Here is a 15,620-nt window from a genome sequence, read left to right on the forward strand (position 1 = left end):
CAGAAGGGCCGGCAGGCATTCGATACGGCAGAGCTGCCGCGGACGATTCCATGGCGCTGCGAGGAAGCGATGATCAGCTGGCGTCGACGCCAGCCAGATCGCCATCGCTGCCGATCTCCCAACGCAGTTCGAAGTTCAGTTCCAGCTGTTGTCCCGGCTGCAACCGGGTCGGCGCCAGCGTGAATCCGTCGGGTGGGCCGGTCTGCGGCTCCACGCAGGTGGCGTGCGCTGCCCCGTCGTAGACCACCCAATGATCGGTGTCGGCGCTCAGCCGCAGCCGCTGGCCGGCGGCAAGCAGCGTCACTTCTGTCTGGTTGATGAAGCAGTCATCCCACGGGCCCTGCGTTGGCTGCACGCAGGGCAAGGTGGCGATGCCCTCCCCGTCGCGCGGGTACATCGCGCTGGGTGCGAACAGCAGTCGATCCGGCTTGCGGAACCAGGGATGCCAGCCAAGCACGGCTGGCATTGCCATGGCACCGGCCTGCACCGCGAGGCGCAGCTTCAGGCGGTCGGGTTGCACGAGGAGGTGCTGCGATGCCCTGCCCCCGAAGGGCCAATAGGCATCCTCAGGGAGGTCCAGCGACAGCGAGGCGCCGTCCGGTTCAAGGCGGTCGATGCGCCACGGCCGTGAGAAGGCGACGCCATGGATGGCGTGCATTCCGAAGTTCACCGGCAGCTGATAGGGCCTGCCTTCGAAGGCGAAGCGCCCCTGCCGGATGCGCCCGGCCCAAGGCAGCATCGGATAGCACCCCCACGCAATGCCCGCCTGCCCTACTTCATGTTCGCCGACAAGCCAGTCCACACCGTCGCAGCGTAGTTGGGCGATGCGCCCACCGGCTTCCGGTGCAAGCGCGACCTCCAGCCTGCCTGCGCGCAACCAGTGCAGTGGGCCGGCAGGCAGCGCCGCCTGCGCATCATCCATGGGCAAAGTCGGCTCAGGTGCCATAGGGATGGATCGTCCGGATGCTGCCGTCTGCTTCCATGTGCAGCGGTGTGCACTTGACCGAACGCAGGTGGGTGACCCCGCCGGACAGCAACGCGTCGTGATAGAACAGGTACCACCGCCCCTGGAACGCACAGATGGAGTGATGGGTGGTCCAGCCCACCACGGGGGTGAGGATCACGCCGCGATAGGTGAACGGCCCGTACGGGCTGTCGCTGGTGGCATAGCACAGCAGGTGCGTATCACCAGTGGAGTACGACAGGTAATACCGGCCCTGGTGTTTGTGCATCCACGGTCCTTCGAAGAAGCGACGGGCATGGTCGTCGGCGCGCAGCGGCTGCCCGTGCTCGTCCAGGATGACGATCTCCCGGGTGGGTTCGGCAAGCCGGGTCATGCCGGCGTCCAGTCGCCCGATACGCGGGCCCAGTGCCGGCGCCTCGCCTGCAGGTTCTTCATGCGCCGGGTCGTAGCGGTTGTCGCGGTACTTCTGCAGCTGGCCACCCCAGATGCCACCGAAACAGAGGTAGTGCGTGCCGTCGTCGTCCTCGAACACGGCCGGGTCGATCGAGTACGCGCCCTCGATGGGTTCGGGCTCTGGAGTGAACGGGCCCTCCGGCCGATCCGCCGCCGCAACGCCGATGCGGAACATGCCGTGGGCGTCCTTGGCCGGGAAGTACAGGTAATAGCGGCCATTGCGGGAGGCGGCATCCGGTGCCCACATCTGCTGGCTGGCCCAGGGCACGTCGCGCACATGCAGCGCTACGCCGCAGTCGGTCGCCTCGCCCTCCGGCGTGTCCATCCGCAGCACGTGGTAGTCCTGCATGCCGAAGTGGCCGCCCTCATCGTCGAAGGGTGCGCCGCTGTCGATGTCGTGCGATGGATAGATGTACAGCCGCCCCTCGAACACATGGGCCGAAGGGTCGGCCGTGTAGATGTGGCTTACCAGAGGCTGGGAGATGGCGTGTGCTGCCAGTTGCTGCAGATCGCTGCCCTGGCGCCGCGACTGCAGGTCCTGCTCGATGCGGGTCTCCATGCGCTTGTTGATCTCGTAGAGGAAAAGCAGCGCTACTGCAGCCAGGAACGGCAGGGAGCAGTACATGCTCACCGTCAGGCGGATGCCGTCCACCACGGCTTCGGGCTGTCGCGGTGCGCCTGCCTGGTAGCCGTGATGGGCGAGGATGCCGGCGACCAGCGCGCCACCGATGCTGAGCCCGATCTTCAGGCCACACAGCATCGCCGAGAAGACGATGGCGGTGGCACGGCGATGGTTCTTCCATTCGGAGTAGTCGGCGACGTCGGCGATCATCGCCCACAGCAGCGGGATGGTGATGCCGTAGCAGAACCCGTGCAGCATGAAGGCAGCGAAGGCCACGGCAACCGCCGTGGGCGGGAAGAAATAGAACGCCAGCAGGAACACGGTGGACACCAGCAAGGCACCGCCAAAGACATCACGCTTGCCGAAACGGTCGGCCAGGCGGCGCGATACGCCGATGCCCAGGATCATGCAGACGATGCCGCAGGCGTTGAACAGGCTGAAGGCCGATGTTGCCGGATCCTTCGGCCAGGCAAAGCCGGCCAGGCCCAGGCCGTTGAGTGCCGCGTTGACGGCGCCGATGAAGCGGTTGAAGCCGGAGGTGTCGAGAAAGCCCGCCAGGGCGGCCTCGCTCATGTAGTACTGGAAGTAGTAGACGTAGGTGCCGCCCTTCAGCGACAGGTTGATGAAGACCAGGATGGTCAGCGCCAGCATCACCTTCCACGGGCGGTTGCGCAGCAGGTCGGACAGGTCCTGCAGCACCCCGGCAGTCTGTTCCTTCGCCGGTACGATGCGCTCGCGCGTGGTGGCGAAGGTGATCAGGAAGAACACCGTTCCCACCACCGCAAATACCGTCATGACCCGCTCGAAGCCCAGCACCCGGTCGCCGTCGCCGAGGATCAGCACCAGCGGCAGCAGCAGGACCTGGATGATGAACTGCGCGATCATCACCGCCACGAAGCGGTAGGCCGACAGGCTGTTGCGCTGGGCCATGCTGCCGGTGAGCACGCCACTGAGTGCCGAGTACGGCAGATTGTTGGCCGCATACACGAGCATCAACAGGCCGTAGGTGGCCAGGGCGTAGACGACCTTGGCGCGCGGCGCCAGGTCGGGGGTGCTGAAGGCCAGCAGTGACAGCACCCCGAAGGGAATCGCCGTCCACAGGATCCACGGCCGGAACTTGCCCCAGCGGCTGACCGTGCGATCGGCGGCGATGCCGATCAACGGGGTGAACACGAAGGCACCGAGCACGCCGATCACGAAGATGATCGTGGCGGCCGTGGCGGGCGGCAGCCGGTACACATCGGTGTAGAAGAACGCAAGGTAGGTGATCAGCGTCTGGAAGATCAGGTTGGCGGCCAGGTCGCCCAGGCTGTAGCCGAGCTTCTCCCGGATGGACAGCGTGTGCCCGGTGCTTTCGATGCGGCGCGCATCAGTCACGGTTGGTCTCCACGGTGAACCCGGCCTTCGCGCGGATGTCGGCGCTGGAGCTGCCCACCCATGCCTCGTACGCGCCCGCCGGCACGGCATAGCCGCCGCGCGCGTCGTCATAGTGGCGCAGGGCCTGCTGTGCTTCCAGGTCGAACACCACGGTGCGCCGCTCGCCAGCGGCCAGGTGCACACGCTGGAAGCCGCGCAATGTCTGGCGTGCGTCGCCAGGCCCGGCCTGCAGCCGTCGCACATACAGCTGGACCACTTCGTCGCCGGCGCGCTTGCCCGTGTTGGCGATCTCGACCTGCACCTTGAGTGTCCCGTCGTTGGCGATGCGCGTTGAATCGAGCTGCAGCCTGCCGTAGTCGAAGCTGGTGTACGACAGCCCGTGCCCGAACGGATACAGCGGGGTACCGCGGAAGTAGCGGTAGGTGCGTCCTTCCATCGTGTAGTCGTCAAAGGCCGGCATCGCCTCGTCCGCCTTGTAGAAGGTCACCGGCAGGCGCCCGCCCGGATTGACGTCGCCGAACAGCGCCTGGCCGACGGCAGTGCCGCCGCGTTGCCCGGGATACCAGCTCATCAGGATGGCGGACAGATTCTGCTGCGCCCAGTCCACCGCCATGGCAGAGCCGCCGGTGAGGACCATCACCACCGGTTTGCCGGTGCCATGCAGCGCTTCCAGCAGCGAGCGCTGGGGCGCGGGCAGGCGCAGGTCGGTACGGTCACCGCCGGCGAAGCCCGGGTAGTTGACCTTCATCTCTTCGCCTTCGACGTCGCCGGTGAGGCCGCCCACGAACACCACCACATCGGCGTTGCGCGCGGCCTCCAGCGCCGCTTCGAACGGCGGCTTGGCTCCGGGCATGCGCCACCCCAGGCGGACGCCGGCATCGCGCTCGGCGTCGAAGTACTCAAGCCTCAGGTCATAGGCGCGGCCGGCCTGCAGGTCCAGTTCCACGCCATCGCCGTGCAGGCGATCACTGTTGGCCCAGTGGTCGAGCACACGCTTGCCGTCCACGTAGAGGCGGAAACCATCGTCGGCGGCCGCCTCGATCCGGTAGCGCCCCGAGACGGGCGGCAGCAACTGGCCAGTCCAGCGGATGCTGAAACCATCGCTGGGGATGCCCTGCCCCGGCGCTGCTTCACCACGGGCCAGCAGGTTGTCGGTCGGGGAACCCCGATCCCAGCGGAATCCGATCTGGGCATCGGTGCGGACCAGGGCCGGAGTGCCGGAAAGATCGGCGGTACGGAAGTACTCGCCGCGCAGCCCGCGCTCCGGGGAGTCAGCCGACGGGCGCAGGTAGGTCGCTTCGATCAAGGGTGTGGCGCTGGGATCGTCGCGCCCTTCAACCAGGTCCACGCCGCGTGCGTAGCTCACCTCGATTCCCTTGGCGGCATCGCGGATGCCCTGCAGGAGGGTGACCGGCGCGGCCGGGGTACCGAAGTAGTTGCCGAGCAGTGCCATGGTGTCATCGGCCGTGGGGCCGATCACGGCGATGCGCTTGAGGTTGCGCGACAGCGGCAGCACGCCATCGTTCTTCAGCAGCACCAGCGATTCCTGGGCGGCCTTCAGGGCCAGCGCATCATGCGCCGGAGCCTGGTTGACCGACGCGGGAATCTGCGCCCAGCGCACGCGCTCGGGTGGATCGAACATGCCCAGCCGCATCCGCGCGGCAAACAGGCGGGTCACCGCATCGTCGATCTCCGCCTCGCTGATCAAGCCCTGCCGCACCGCCGCCGGCAGCGTGGCGTATTCCTGGCCGCACTCCAGTTCGGTGCCGTTGCGGACCGCCAACGCGGCAGCCGCCTCGCGGCTGGGAACGATCCGGTGATGTTTCCAGATGTCGACGATGGCCCAGCAGTCGGACACCACGTAGCCCTTGAAGCCCCAGTCACGGCGCAGCACGTCGCGCAGCAGGAACCGGCTGGCGCTGGCGGACTCGCCGTACACCCGGTTGTAGGCGCCCATCACCGCGTCCACCTGCCCCTCTTTCACCAGCGCCTCGAACGCGGGCAGGTAGGTGTCGTACAGGTCGCGCTTGCTCGGGCGCGCATCGAAGTGGTGGCGATCGGCCTCGGGGCCACTGTGCACGGCCAGGTGTTTGGCGGTGGCGTCGAGCTTGCGGTACACCGGGTCATCGCCCTGCAGGCCGTGCACGAAGGCCACGCCCATGCGGGCAGTGAGGTACGGGTCCTCGCCGTAGGTTTCCTGGCCGCGGCCCCATCGCGGGTCGCGGAAGATGTTGATGTTCGGCGACCAGTAGGTCAGCCCCTGGTAGCGGCCATGCGAGCCCTCACGGAGGAACTGGTGGTGCTTGGCACGTGCCTCGTCGCTGATGGTGCTGGCCACCTGCCCCATCAGCGGCACATCGAAGGTGGCCGCCAAGCCGATGGCCTGCGGAAACACGGTGGCCTGCCCTGCCCGCGCCACGCCATGCAGGCCTTCGTTCCACCAGTCGTAGGCGGGAACGCCCAGACGCTCGATCGCGGGCGCGGCGTTCTGCATCTGCGCTGTCTTCTCCTCCAGGGTCATCCGGGCGACCAGGGCAGCGGCGCGGTTTTCGAAGCTGGCCGAGGTGTCGAGCCAGGGCGCGGGCTCGGCTGCGTAACCCGTGCCCGCCAGCGCGATGGCAGCGCACAGGGCCAGCGTGCGGAAGATGGGAGTGCGCGTCATCATTTGCTCCTCAATGCACGCTCGTCGCGCGCGAATGGTCCCAGCAGGGCGCCGACGAAGCCGCCTGCACGATCCGTACTCAACACCGTTCCGTCCACGGCATCGGCCAGTGTCTGCCAGCCACGCCCTTCGCCGCTGTCGAAGGCGAACGCATAGCGGCCTTCGTCACCGGCGATCTTCAGGCGCAGCGACGTCGCTGCCGTTGCCTGGCGCGTTGCCAGGGTGCGGGTGACACCGCCGCCGTCGCGCGCTTCCAGGAAGACCGCCACGCGGTCACCGCCGAGGCTGCGCACGCCAAGGAAATACCAGTGGGTCTCACTCTGGAAAGCTGCCAGGCCTGCGGCCACGCCCGCCGCCGGCCGGGTCATGGCCGTGCTGGATTCGAAGCGCAGGTGCTGCTGGCGCCGGCCGAGGAACGCGGGGTTGCGCAGCGTGTCCAGGTTCTCCGCCAGCGGATGCACGGCCAAGGCCCCCGGTCGCTCGCGCAGGTCGGCCCACGGCTGCCTGGGGATGCGCACGCGCAGCCAGCCGCTGCCGAGTGCCGGCGCATCGAATTCGTCACGTTCGGTGAAATTGCCGGTGGACGGCGCCTGCGACGCTTCGCCCTGCATCCAGGAGGGCGCTCTGGCCGCATACGGAATGGCCTGGTTGGCCGGCAGGATCACCGGCCAGCCGTCACGCCATTGCACCGGCAGCAGATAGGTCTCGCGCCCGGTGTTGTAGTGGCGCGTGTCGTAGTTGCGGCTGGCAAGGAACACCGCCCACCATGAGCCGTCCGGCCCCTCCACCAGATCCGCATGTCCGGCATTGGTGATCGGCAACGGCCTGTCGGCGGGCAGGTCACGCTGGGTGAGAATCGGATTGCCCGCATACGGCACGTAGGGCCCCCACACATCACGGCTGCGCAGCACCACCTGCGAATGTTGCGGCCCGGTGCCGCCTTCCGCGTCGGAGAGGTAGTACCAGCCATCGCGTTGGTAGATGTGCGGTCCCTCGATCCAGATCGGCTTCCTGGCCGGCTCCACCCCGCCGTCGATCAACACCTTGCGGGGACCTACCGGGGAGAAGGTCGCCAGATCAATCTGCTGCATCCAGATGGCACGGTGGCCCTCGTAACGTGGCGGGCCGGGCGGTACATCGTTGTTGAGCAGATACACGGTGCCGTCGTTGTCGAAGAACAATGACGGATCGATTCCATCGATGCCAGGCAGCCAGTGCGGGTCGGACCAGGGACCGGCAGGATCACGGGCGGTAGCGATGAAGTTGCCGCCGCTGTCGACGGCCGTGGTGACCACGTAGAACATGCCGTCGTGGTAACTGATGGCCGGCGCGAAGATACCGCGCGACACGCCCAGTCCGTCGAAGTCCAGCTGCGACGGTCGGTCGATCACATTGCCGATCTGCTTCCAGTGCACCAGGTCCACGCTTTCGAATACCGGGATGCCCGGGAAGTAGGTGAAGCTGGAATTGACCAGATAGAAGCGCCCGTTTGCGGCGACGATGCTGGGGTCGGCATGGAACCCGGCAAGAATCGGGTTGCGATAGTGCCCGGCCGGCAACGGCGCATCGAAGGCCGCGTCGCGACCGCTGTACTCGAACCAGTCGAAGTAGACCGGCGGCGCGGGCGGCGCTGCCCACGCCTGCGGCAGCAACGACATCAACACGAGTACTGGAGCCAGCAGCAGACGCATCAGGGAACCTCCGCAGGGGTGATGGAAAGCTCGAACGGGCCGGCGGGCGCCCCACTGCTGTCGCGCAGGGTGCACACCGGGCCATCGGCCCAGCAGTAGCGCACGCGCCCGCCCGCGTCTGCCAGCGGGCTGCGCAGCACGACGTCGTGCCCGTGCAGCACCGCGTCGGCGTAGTGGCAGTGGTGCGCATCGGCGTCGCACAGCTCGAAGCCGATGGGGCCGTTGGCGCCGGTCGTGACCAGGGTGCCGGTGACCCCGTTGAAGCGGATACGCACGCCGGCGCGCGTGGCCGATGCTGTGTGTGCAGTTGGGCCGGCGGGCGCCAGGCTGCGCTCGCCATAGACCACATGGCGCGCTGCCCGCGCCAGCCGCCGGCCCAGTTCCTGCTTGTTCGGCGGGTGGATGTCGTAGGCATCGCCGATGTCGATGGCCACGGCCAGCCCGGTGCGCGGGTCTTCCGCCGCAGCGAGCCGCTGCGCCTCGCGCACCTGCGCCCAGCCACTTTCAACCGGCGCCACGGGTGGCTGGCCATAGCCGGCCAGCTGCACCAGCAGCAGCGGCGTGTGCGCGCCGAACCGCCCCCGCCAGTCGTCACGCAGGCTGCGCAGGCGTGCGAGGTATGCCGTTGCGTCACCGGTGTTGGATTCACCCTGGTACCACAGCATGCCGCGCAGGCCATAGGCGCCCAGCGGCGCGATCATGCCGTTGTACAGCGTCGACAGCCCCGTGGCGGCGTGCCACGGTGCCAGCGGCGGCGCCTGTGCGCCTGGCGCCAGCCGGTACTGCCAGCGGGCATCCAGCTCGATGCGCGTACCGTCATCCAGGCCGATGGCGTGCGCGCTCGCGGGCCCTGCGGGGCCGCCCTCACCGTAGGTGTCCAGGACATTGATCACCACGGTGTTGGCGCCGGCTTTCAGCAATCCGGCTGGCAGCGCATAGGTTCGCCGCTCGCCCGCACCGTACTGGCTGCCCACGGCCACGCCGTTCACCCAGGTCATGTCCGTCTCGTCGATGGGGCCGAGCTCAAGCTGTGCGCGCTTGGCTGCCTGGTCGGCGCTCAGTGTCACCTGGGTGCGGTACCAGACCATGCCGTTGTAGCCGGCCAGCGCTGGCACACCCCAGCGCTCCCACGCCCCGAGCGTGGCGGGTGCGCGTTGCCATCCACGGCTGTCGTTGCCTGGCTGCCAGGGTGCATCGGCGGCGACGGCATCGGCGCGTGTTGTCCACCAGTGTTGCCACTGCTGGCCCCAACGTTCGTTTGCCGCCGCCGGATCACGCGCGTACAGCGCGAGCACGTCAAGCGCTGGGCCCAGGCCACCCTGCATGCGCAGGGCATTGCTGCTGGTCCAGGCCTCGATACGCGAGCCGCCCCACGCTGCCTGGATCAGCCCCATCGGAACGTCGACGGTCTTGCGCAGTTCACGCGCAAAGTAGAAACACGCGGCGGAAAAGTCACGCACCGTGTCCGGTGACGCGGGGCGCCATGCCACAGACGCGGGAAAATCACTCTGTGGTGAAACCGCCGCCGCCTTCGGCACGGTGAACAGGCGGATCCCCGGTTCCGTGGCGGAGGCGATCTCGCTGCCTGCATCTAGCGCGCGCCATAGCGGAAGCTCCATGTTCGACTGCCCGGAACACAACCAGACATCGCCGATCTGCACGTCGCGCACGATCTGGCTGGCATGCCCGGACCGGACCGACATTTCGTAAGGTCCGCCGGCTGCGGCAGGCGGCAGCGTTGCGTGCCAGCGGCCATCGCCAGCCGCGTGCGTGCTGACAGTGCGCCCTGCAAACGCCACGGAAACCGAGGCGCCCGGCGTGGCCTGGCCCCATACCGGAATCGGCCGGTCACGCTGCAGCACGGCGTGATCCTGGAACAGCGGATGCAGCAGCGCCATCGTTGGCTCCTGTGCCGCTGCACGCGTGGCGCTGCCGCCCATGGCAACCAGCAGCAGCCATCCCACCCACGACGTCGGCTTCATCGGCCATCTCCTGGCGCGGAGGGAAACTGCAGGGCCTGGTACCAGGCCAGCGGATGCGGCGGCGCGGCTTCGCCTGCGGGCAACGGTCTGCCGCTCACCGACTGGAAGTACGCCACGCTGGCATCGCGCCACCACTGTGCTTCGCGCTGCTGGATACGCAGGAAGGCCGTGACCTGCGCATGCCGTTGCGCATCCACCTTGCCCTGCAGCCCCGCCCAGGTGGCCTGCATGCCCTGCACCTGCCGTACCCCCTGCGAGTAGCGCCCGACCAGTTCGTCCCACAGCGTCCGCCCCGAGGCCATGCGGTGATCCCACGGCACGTGGTGGAACCACAGCAGCAGCGGCTCCGGAACCCGCGCCAGGTCGCCATACTGCTCGGCCACGCCGGGGGAATACTGGGCCACGGCGTTGCTGCCGCGTGCGGTGCGGTCGAAGCCGATGCCGTTGTGATCCGCACGGTGGTAGTACACCGACGTCCAGTCCGCGCGCGGGCCGCCATCGACCCATGGACCGGGACCATAGTGGTGCCCCCGCGCCATCAGATGGTGCAGGCCCAGCGGCGTCATGTAGTTCACCGCAGCCTCGCGCGAGGCCATCATCATCCCGACGATGGGCCGCACCACGCCGGGATCGGCCGAGAACGTCAGCGCCGCCCAGTCCGCCGCGATGTCCTGGGCCGATTGCCGCGGATCCCACGCAAGACGCCCGAAGGCGTACCAGTTGGCCTGGTCGAAGTGCGATCCACTCCAGGTGCGGTCGGTGCCGATGTTGGCGACCCCGGCCATGCCGGCCAGGGACTGCGCCACGGTGGCCTCCTTGCCGCGTGTGCGGGTGTCGGCCCGCAGCACTTCCTCGTACAACGGCCCTAGGTAAACCAGATGCGTGGCAAAGCCCAGGTACTCCTTGGTGATCTGCACTTCCATCACCAGCGGCGTGCGCGGCATGGCCCCGAACAGCGCATGGAACGGCTCACGCGGCTGGAAGTCGATGGGCCCGTTCTTCACCTGCAGCACCACGTTCGGGCGGAACGCACCCTCCAGGCCGGCGAATTCGCTGTAGGCCTGCGTGGCGCGGTCCGCAGGAACGTCGTGCGCATAGACGAAGGCGCGCCACATCACCACGCCGCCGTGCGGGGCCAGCGCATCGGCCAGCAGGTTGGCGCCGTCGGCGTGCGAGCGGCCGTAGTCCTGCGGGCCGGGCTGCCCTTCCGAATTGGCCTTCACCAGGAAGCCACCGAAATCGGGAATGCGCGCGTAGATCTGGCCGGCTTTGTCGCGCCACCAGCGTTGCACGGCCGGGTCGAGCGGATCGGCGGTGTCGAGCCCGCCCAGCTCGATGGGTGCGCTGAAGCGTGCACTCAGGTAGACACGGATGCCATACGGCCGGAACAGATCGGCCAGTGTCGCCGCTTTGTCGAGATAGTCCGGCGCAAGACTCTGTGCGTTTGCATTCACGTTGTTGAGCACGGTGCCGTTGATGCCTACGGATGCGTTGGCGCGTGCATAGTCGGTGTAGCGCGGGTCGCGCCACTCCGGCAACGTCTGCCAGTCCCACAGCGAACGGCCTGCGTAGCCACGTTCGACATGGCCATCCAGGTTGTCCCAGTGATTGAGCACGCGCAGCCGGAGCCGTGGCGATTGACGCACATCGAGAGCGTCCAGTGCCGCGCCCGTCTGCAGCAGCCGCAGCAGGTGGAACACCCCGTACAGCACGCCGACATCCCGCGGTGCGGCGACCAGCAGCGCATCGCGCCCGCCTACCCGTGTGCGCTTGAGCAGGTAGCCTTCCTCGCCCAGCGGCTGCATCTGCGCACGCAACGGCGCGATCAACGCCGACGACTGCGGCGTACCCAGCACCAGCATGGGGCCGGTGGCTGCCGTACCCGGCAAATGCGGAGCGCTGCCGAGCAGCCCGGCCAGTCCACGCTGCAGTTCATCGCGCGCGGCGCGCTGCGTGGCTGTGTGATCAGGGGCCACCACCTGCCCCAGGCGGGTGCGGTAGTCGGCAGCGAGGGCCGGTTCGAGCGGAACGTAGCGCATCCACAGGGCATGGCCGTCCTCTGCGCGCGCGTCGCCGATGCAGGCCAGCAGCGCCAGCAGCGCCAGCACGGCAGCGAACATCCAATGACACCGCTCGCCATCCGGACCGGACCGTTGGGCGGCCGGCAAACCTTGTAAGCTCCGGACGTGCGCGGGCTTCGGCAGCGTCACAGAGAAGAACGGGAGCGCGTATTGGACAAGCCGAAGAAATCGGTCCGCCGCAAAACCAGTGGCGTGACGATCGACGAGGTGGCGGCCCTGGCCGGAGTGTCGCCGATGACGGTGTCGCGGGCGATCAACCAGGGCAAGGTGCGCGACGTCACCCGCGAGCGCGTGATGCGCGCAGTGCGTGAACTGGGCTATACGCCCAACCTCGCCGCCAGTTCGCTGGCCGCCGCGCAGCACACGCGTATTGCACTGATCTACACCGACCCCAGCGGTGCCTACCTGCGCGAACTCCTGGTCGGCCTGCTGCGCGTAGCGTCCAACGCTGCCATCCAGCTGGTCATCGACTACTGGGACGAGCCGGGCCCGGCGGCCCAGCGCAAGGCCGCGCGTGCCCTGGCCGGGCGGGTGGACGGCGTCATCCTGCCGCCGCCGCTGTGCGAATCGAAGCCCGTGGTGACCGAGCTGGTCAAGGCCGGCATCCCGGTGGTGGCTATCGCCCCGGGTCACCTCGGCAATGACATTTCCTGCGTGCGCATCGATGACTTCCACGCCGGCAGGGAATTGGCTGAACACCTGATCCAGCAGGGCCACCGCCGCATCGGCTTCATCTGCGGGCGCACCGACCTCAGTGCCAGCGCGCGGCGCTATGACGGCTTTGTCAGCGCGCTGCACGACGCCGGGCTGGAGGTCGACCCCGCCCTGGTCGAACAGGGCGACTACACCTACCGCTCCGGGCTGGCCGCTGCCGAGAAACTGCTGTGCCAGCCCAGGCCGCCCACCGCAATCCTGGCCAGCAACGACGATATGGGCGCGGCGGCGATCTCCGTCGCGCACCGGCGTGGCCTGGAGGTGCCCCGCGACCTGTCGGTGGTGGGCTTCGATGACAGCTCCGCCGCCACGACGGTCTGGCCCGAGCTCACCACCATCCATCAGCCCATCGCCTCGATGGCCGATGCCGCCATCGAGATCCTGCTGCGCACCATCCGCCGCCGCAGCGAGGGCGTGCGCGTGTTGACCGACCACGTGGTGCCGCACCGGCTGGTGGTGCGCGATTCGGTCACGCGCCCACCCGGTTCCCGATAGCGCAGGACGCAGCGTCACGGTCACGCGCCTGCGCACCCGATGCTGGTCTCCGCCTCGTTCAGGGCGCCCAGCGCGACACGTGACACCGACAGTGTCATCGCCCCCGCCGTTCCGATCGACCACGGGCGATCCAGCTTGCCGACGTCCGCACCTGCGGCTGCAAGGCACTTCAGCGGCACGCCCACGCGCGTCCATTGGCCCACCGGCAGTTTTGCCAGCGTCGGCGTGAGCGCAATGCGGGCCGAGCAGCCCGTGCCGCAGTCCACCGCCAACCAGGCCTCGCCACGGGGTGCAGACTCCACCCGCAACGTGGTCAGCAGCATCAGGTCGCCGTTGCTTTCGCGCTGCAGGTCCAGTGCCGTGTGTGACTGCAGCGCGGCAACTGCCTCAGCCTTGCCCGACCAGGCCAGGCGGCGGCCGTCTTCCTGTGCCAGGTGGTCCACGCCGGTGACCTTGAGCAGATCGCCCTCCAGGGCCTCCGGCACCTTGGTGACCGTAACGCCCTGCCCCGTGCTGTTCTGCAGGCGCAGGGCCATGCCGGAACCGGCTTCGCCGCGCGCGAAGAACACGCCGGCGGCACCTTCATTGCCAGTTACCCCGGAGACTTCCGGCAGCGCCGCCAGATCGCCGTTGTCGGCGTAGGACAGGCCGAAGCCGAAGGCGAACTGCGGGTTGTAATCCTTCTGCCCCACATTGTTGGCGTACTGCGTCGCCGTGCGCGGCCAGCTGAAGCTCAACCTGCCCTTGAAATCGTGCTGCACGCTGCCATCAGGCCTGCGCAGCAGCACGTCGGCAACGCCAGCACCTTCCGAACCGGGCAGCCACGCCGCCACGAACGCATCAGCGGCGTTGATCTCGCGGTTGACCCACAGCGGGCGTCCGCTCAGGAACACGGCCACCACCGGAATGCCGTCGGCCTTCAGCCGCTTGATCAGGTCAAGGTCGGCATCGTCCCCCGGCTTGTAGGCCAGCGTCGGCAGATCGCCCTGGAACTCGGCATACGGGCTCTCGCCGAATACCACCACGGCCACATCCGGCTTCGTTACATATTTCCCATCGACCGCCAGCACTGCCTCGCCACCCGCAGCCGACGCCTGCTGGGCGATGCCCTCGTAGATCGTGTCCGCATTGGGGAAGTCCTTGCGGGTCGTGCCGGTGCCCTGCCAGTTCAGCGTCCAGCCGCCGGCCTGCTTGCCCACGTCGTTGGCGCCGTCACCGGCCACCAGGATCCGTTGCTTGGGCGACAGTGGCAACACGCCCCCCTGGTTCTTCAGCAGTACCAGCGATTCGCGCACCGCCTGCCGTGCCAGCGCACGATGTTCCGGTGCGCCGATGAGGGCGAACTGGCCGCCGACCGCACGTGTGGACGGCTTGCCGGCCTCGAACAGACCCAGCCGCATCTTGACGCGCAGGATCCGGCGCACCGCCTCGTCCAACCGTTGCTGGCTGATGGTGCCGTTCTTCACGGCGGCCAGCGTGGTTTCGTAGAAGCCCTTCCAGCTGTCCGAGGCCATGGCCATGTCCAGGCCCGCATTGATGGTGGCCGGGCAATCGGTGGTCGTGCAGCCCTTGACCTGCCCGTGGCCGTTCCAGTCGCCCACCACGAACCCACCGAAGTGCATGCGGCCCTTCAACGCATCGGTCAGGTACTGCCTGTGACCATGCATTTTTTCGCCGTTGACGCTGTTGAAGGAGGCCATGACGGTCTGTGCGCCTGCAGCGATCGCCGGCGGATACCCGGCCGCGTGGATGCGTACCAGGTCCGCTTCGCTGATCCGTGTATCACCCTGGTCCTTGCCATCGGTAGTGCCACCGTCGCCGAGGAAGTGCTTCACCGAGGCGATCACATGACGACCATCGAGGAACGCGGGCGTACCCACTTTGCCCTGCAGCCCTTCGACCATTGCACCGGCATAGCTGGCCACCACCTCGGGCGATTCGGAATAGCCCTCATAGGTGCGCCCCCAGCGGTCGTCCTGCGGTACCGCCACGGTTGGTGCGAACGCCCACTCCATCCCGGTCGCACGGGTCTCCAACGCGGTCACCTCGCCGATCCGGCGCAGCAGATCCGGGTTGCGGGCCGCGCCCAAGCCGATGTTGTGCGGGAACAGCGTCGCGCCGATGATGTTGCTCTGCCCGTGCACGGCATCAATGCCGAACAGCACCGGAATCGCTTTGCCGCCGGTGGAGGTGTCCATCGACGCTGCGTAGAACGCATCGGCCAGCGCGAGCCATTCGGCCGGCGCGGCATCGTAACGGCCACCGGGATCGGAATTGCCGCCGGCCAGGACCGAGCCCAACCGATAGCGGCGCACGTCGTCGGGGGTGATGCTGGCGATATCGCCCTGCACCAGCTGGCCGACCTTCTCCTCCACCGTCATGGTGGCCATCAGGTCGGTGATGCGCTTCTCCAGCGCGGGGGCCTCGGCCAGTGGCCAGGCGGCCTGCGGCCACGGGTCCGGCGTCGCGGCTGCAGTTGCGGCAACGTTTTCATCCTTGCCGCAGGCCGCCAGTGCCAGCAGCAGGGTGGTCAGCAGCACGCCAGCGTGGGCGCGGCCAACGTGTCGATGGGTCATCGC

The 15,620-nt window shown here is 68.1% G+C and carries 8 protein-coding genes and 1 pseudogene; 1 reads left to right on the forward strand and 8 read right to left on the reverse strand.

Annotated features, from left to right (window positions below; genetic code table 11):
* Nucleotides 1–73 precede the first annotated feature (73 nt).
* From AC3WTC_RS00395 to AC3WTC_RS00425, 7 genes and pseudogenes are all read right to left on the reverse strand, one after another.
* Nucleotides 74–946, reverse strand: coding sequence for an aldose 1-epimerase (locus AC3WTC_RS00395; RefSeq protein WP_492709976.1), 873 nt, complete (start codon nt 944–946; stop codon nt 74–76).
* A complete protein-coding gene (locus tag AC3WTC_RS00400; RefSeq protein WP_492710242.1) occupies nt 936–1,925 on the reverse strand; it encodes a glycoside hydrolase family 43 protein in 990 nt (329 codons plus the stop codon). The genes AC3WTC_RS00395 and AC3WTC_RS00400 overlap by 11 nt, the downstream gene beginning before the upstream one ends.
* Nucleotides 1,917–3,398, reverse strand: a pseudogene (locus tag AC3WTC_RS00405) (MFS transporter); the annotation flags it as partial. The pseudogene AC3WTC_RS00405 and the gene AC3WTC_RS00400, both read right to left, overlap by 9 nt.
* 10 nt (nt 3,399–3,408) lie before the next feature.
* A complete protein-coding gene (locus AC3WTC_RS00410; RefSeq protein ID WP_492709978.1) occupies nt 3,409–6,081 on the reverse strand; it encodes a glycoside hydrolase family 3 protein in 2,673 nt (890 codons plus the stop codon).
* A complete protein-coding gene (locus tag AC3WTC_RS00415) occupies nt 6,078–7,769 on the reverse strand; it encodes a glycoside hydrolase family 43 protein (protein ID WP_492709980.1) in 1,692 nt (563 codons plus the stop codon). Before AC3WTC_RS00415 ends, AC3WTC_RS00410 begins: the two co-directional genes overlap by 4 nt.
* Nucleotides 7,769–9,751 (reverse strand): sialate O-acetylesterase, encoded by a 1,983-nt coding sequence (locus tag AC3WTC_RS00420; RefSeq protein ID WP_492709982.1) that lies wholly within the window; start codon nt 9,749–9,751, stop codon nt 7,769–7,771. Before AC3WTC_RS00420 ends, AC3WTC_RS00415 begins: the two co-directional genes overlap by 1 nt.
* The gene (locus AC3WTC_RS00425; protein ID WP_492709984.1) at nt 9,748–11,871 is read right to left on the reverse strand and encodes an alpha-glucuronidase family glycosyl hydrolase; all 2,124 of its coding nucleotides are present in this window, start codon (nt 11,869–11,871) and stop codon (nt 9,748–9,750) included. The genes AC3WTC_RS00420 and AC3WTC_RS00425 overlap by 4 nt, the downstream gene beginning before the upstream one ends.
* 111 nt (nt 11,872–11,982) lie before the next feature.
* On the opposite strand from AC3WTC_RS00425, the gene AC3WTC_RS00430 reads away from it, so the two are divergent.
* On the forward strand, nt 11,983–13,041 hold the full coding sequence (locus AC3WTC_RS00430) for a LacI family DNA-binding transcriptional regulator (protein ID WP_032974760.1): 1,059 nt from the start codon (nt 11,983–11,985) through the stop codon (nt 13,039–13,041).
* A gap of 20 nt (nt 13,042–13,061) precedes the next feature.
* Here AC3WTC_RS00430 and AC3WTC_RS00435 read toward each other — a convergent pair whose 3' ends face one another.
* Nucleotides 13,062–15,617, reverse strand: coding sequence for a glycoside hydrolase family 3 N-terminal domain-containing protein (locus AC3WTC_RS00435; protein ID WP_492709986.1), 2,556 nt, complete (start codon nt 15,615–15,617; stop codon nt 13,062–13,064).
* Nucleotides 15,618–15,620 lie beyond the last annotated feature (3 nt).

The organism is Stenotrophomonas sp. FW305-C-20-S1 (assembly GCF_058783335.1).